Genomic DNA, 3,667 nt, shown 5'->3' on the forward strand with positions numbered 1-3,667 from the left:
CCCAACGGTGGCCCGCCGGCGGGCCACCGTTGGGAGTGATGGCGGTGGGCGTGGCCTTGGAGGCCGGGCAGTCGACCTGGAACACCTTGAACTTGCCCGCGCCGTGGGCCCGGTCGGTGAGCCACGTCAGCTTGTACTGCCCGTTGGGCAGGTCGATGCGGGGACTGCGGCCCGCGCCGGCCGCGTCGAGGGTGACGGAACCGCTCTTGGCCGGCACCTCGGGCAGGGTCTGGATGGTCCAGTTGACCGTCTCGCCACCCTCGAAGTCGAACGCGGCGAGGTAGAAGTCGCAGACCTTCGGGTCGTTGCGTCGATCACTGGCCATCGTGTCGGTCGCGTGGATCTTGACGTCCCCGTTGTCCCCCGGAGCGGCGACAGCGGGCACTCCGCTGAGGGTGGTCCCTGCGAGGGCGAGGGCGGCGAGGACGGCGGTGCGGGTGCCGGCACGGCACGCGGGGGGTACGACGGGCATGAACATGCCTCCAGTCAGATGATTGTCATACAAATACCTCGTCACCTGACTCTCTGTCACAAGACCGTCGAACGGCGGCAACTGCGCCCTGCGACGCGTCAGATATCGCTCTTCCGGCGCAGCCGTACCCGCGGCCGGCGGGCCTCGCCCGTGTCCTTCCGCTCCCCCGGCGACCGCACGGCGACGCCGGAGGACAGCAGCAACAGCACCCCGAGCATCACGAACGGCGCCGCCACCCCCGCGACCCCGGCGATCAGCCCGGCCGCGGCGGGCGCGGCGACCTGGCCGAGCCGGTTGCCGGTCAGGCGCAGCGCCAGGGCCGTGGAACGGGCCTCGTCGGGGGCGGCCTGGACGACCGTCGTCATGGACAGCGGCTGCCCCACCCCGAGGCAGAAGCCGAGCAGCACCAGCAGCAGCCCGAGCGCCCACACCGGCACCGGCAGGGCGATGCCCGCGCACAGCAGGGCCGCCAGCAGACAGGTCACCGTGAGCAGCAGGGTGCGCCCGAGCAGCCGCAGCAGGGGCGTCAGCACCAAGCGGCACGCGATGGTGGCCGCCGCGCGCAGGCTGAGCAGGACGCCGATCACGGACGGCGCGATGCCCCGGTGCTCGCCGACCACCGGAAGGTACGCGGTGAGGATGTCGGTCGCGGACAGCACGGCGAGGCTGATGAGGATGCCGGCCGGCACGCCCCGGGTGCGCAGGATGCGCCGGACCGGGACACGGTCACCCTTCCGCGCACGGGACGTGTCCGCCGTGCGGCGGTGCTCGATGCGCCACAGGGAGGTGAACGCGACCGCCCCGACCGCGCCCGCCACGATCAGGGCGAGCGCGCTCGTGCCCGTCATGTCGTCGCCGCCGATCACCGCGCCCGCGGCGACGGGACCGACCAGCTGGCCGAGTGCCGCGCCGATGGTGAAGTGGCCGAAGTTGCGGTCCTGTTCGTCCGGCGCGGACTGGCGGGCGACGAGGGACTGGGAGCCGATGACGAAGCAGAGGTGGCCGAGGCCCATCACCCCGCTCCACAGGGCCATCGCCCACAGGGAGTCCGCGACGCCGCTGAGTGCGCAGCCGCCGGATATGAGGACCACGCCGACGGGCAGCAGGGGCGCGCAGCGGCCGTGGTCGGTGCGGCGGCCCAGGGGCACGGCGGCGAACAGCGGCAGCAGCGCGTACACACCGGCGATCACACCGACCGCCCGCTCGTCCGCGCCCAGCGCGAGGGCCCGGTAGGAGACGGCGGGCCGGGCCATCGACACCGCCCCCTGCGCGAAGCTGAAGGCGATGACGAGGCGGAGCAGCCAGCCGCGGTTCCCACCGGGCCTCACGATGTCCTCCATACGGATCGGATGACCACGGATCGGATGACCACGGGTCGGATGACCACGGGGGTCAGATGATGCCGAACAGCATGCCCGCCCCGAGGATGACCAGGCAGGTGAGGGCGGCCCACTTCACGACGAACTTCGTGTGGTCGCCGAACTCCACCTTGGCCATGCCGACCAGGACGTAGACGGCCGGGACGAGCGGGCTGGACATGTGCAGCGGCTGGCCGACCAGCGAGGCGCGGGCCATCTCCAGCGGGGAGACACCGTGCGCGGCGCCCGCCTCTGCGAGGACGGGCAGGACACCGAAGTAGAAGCCGTCGTTCGACATGAAGTACGTCAGCGGAAGGCTGAGGACGCCGGTGACCAGGGCCATGTGCGGGCCCATGCTGCCGGGGATGACGTCCACCATCCACTTGGCCATGTGGTCGACCATGCCGGTGCCCTGCAGGACGCCGGTGAAGACGGCGGCGGCGAAGACCATGCCGGAGACGTTCAGGACGTTCTCGGCGTGGGCGGCGATGCGGGCCTTCTGGTCCGGGATGTGCGGGAAGTTGACGGTGAGCACGAGTGCGGCGCCGAGCAGGAACAGCACCGGGATCGGCAGCAGCTCCATGATCATGGCGGTGAGCAGACCGACCGTGAGCAGCGCGTTGAACCAGTACAGCTTGGGACGCAGCGTGGCGCGGTGGGGGTCGAGGCCCTGGAAGTCGTCGTCCTGCTCGTCGGCGTCCGTGCCGGAGCCGGCACCGCCCGTGGGGAGCGTGCCCTTGCCGGCGTTCTTGCCGTTGCCGGCGTTCTTGCCGTTGCCGGAGCCGGCGCCGACCAGGACGGTCTCGGTCTCCTTCTCCTCGACCTTCACCTCGCCCTTCTCGTCGACCAGCACCTCGTCCAGCGTCAGCACGCCCAGCCGCCGGCGCTCGCGCACACCGAGGACGTAGGAGAGGACGAAGACGAAGAGCAGGCCCACCAGGAGCGCCGGGATCATCGGGACGAAGATGTCGCTGGCGTCGAGCTTGAGCGCGGTCGCGGCGCGGGCGGTCGGGCCGCCCCAGGGGAGGGTGTTCATCACGCCGTTGGCCATGGCGGCGACACCGGTCATCACGACCAGGCTCATCTTCAGGCGCTTGTACAGCGGGTACATCGCCGAGACGGTGATCATGAAGGTGGTGGAGCCGTCGCCGTCCAGCGACACGATCGCGGCGAGCACGGCGGTGCCGACGACGATCCGCATCGGGTCTGCTTTGCAGAACTTGAGGATGCCGCGGACGACCGGGTCGAAGAGACCGACATCGATCATCACACCGAAGTAGACGATCGCGAACATGAGCATCGCCGCGGTGGGGGCGAGGTCGGTCACGCCGTCGAGGACATAGTCGCCGAGCTTGGCGCCCTTGCCGACGAACACGCAGAACAGCGCGGGAATCAGCACGAGCGCCGCGATCGGCGACATCTTCTTCATCATGATCAGGACCAGGAAGGTCGCGATCATGGCGAAGCCGAGGATGGTCAGCATGAGTGGATACCTAACGTTCGCCCTTGAACATCCCACCAGGGCCGGCGGTGTCCGAGACGTTAGGTGCGTTCAAGCAGCGTTAACAAGACGTTGACGTGCGAGCAATAAGCGCAAAACTGCTGGTCACAGCTTTGCTCAGGTCAGAGCGGTGAGCTTTTCGGTCACGGATGCGCATCCGGGGGCCGTCTCGGGGGCGACTTCGACGGGCACTCCGTTGAGAACCGCGTTGCCCGACAGCGGGTCGAGCAGGCGGCCGTCGAGGAGCTGGTTGACGTTGACGCCGGGGTCGGTCGCGGCGTGGCTGAGCCGGGTGCCGGGGCGGTTGTGACCCCAGCCGTGCGGCAGGCTCACCAC

3 protein-coding genes and 1 pseudogene are annotated in these 3,667 nt (G+C 70.0%); all 4 read right to left on the minus strand.

Translation table 11 applies throughout. The features are described from left to right. Positions 1–472 (minus strand): hypothetical protein (locus CCL05_RS27410; protein WP_244204438.1); only part of this gene is annotated, 472 nt, incomplete at its 3' end. Positions 473–570: 98 nt separating this feature from the next. Next, entirely contained in the window at positions 571–1,800 is a 1,230-nt protein-coding gene (locus CCL05_RS27415) for an MFS transporter (RefSeq protein WP_086563174.1), read from the minus strand. 64 nt (positions 1,801–1,864) lie between these two features. Beyond that, positions 1,865–3,313, minus strand: a complete 1,449-nt coding sequence (locus tag CCL05_RS27420) for a CitMHS family transporter (protein ID WP_086563173.1) — start codon at positions 3,311–3,313, stop codon at positions 1,865–1,867. A gap of 135 nt (positions 3,314–3,448) precedes the next feature. Then, positions 3,449–3,667: pseudogene (locus CCL05_RS27425) on the minus strand (hypothetical protein); the annotation flags it as partial.

Origin of the sequence: Streptomyces africanus, from assembly GCF_002150735.1 — a bacterium.
Lineage (GTDB): Bacteria > Actinomycetota > Actinomycetes > Streptomycetales > Streptomycetaceae > Streptomyces > Streptomyces africanus.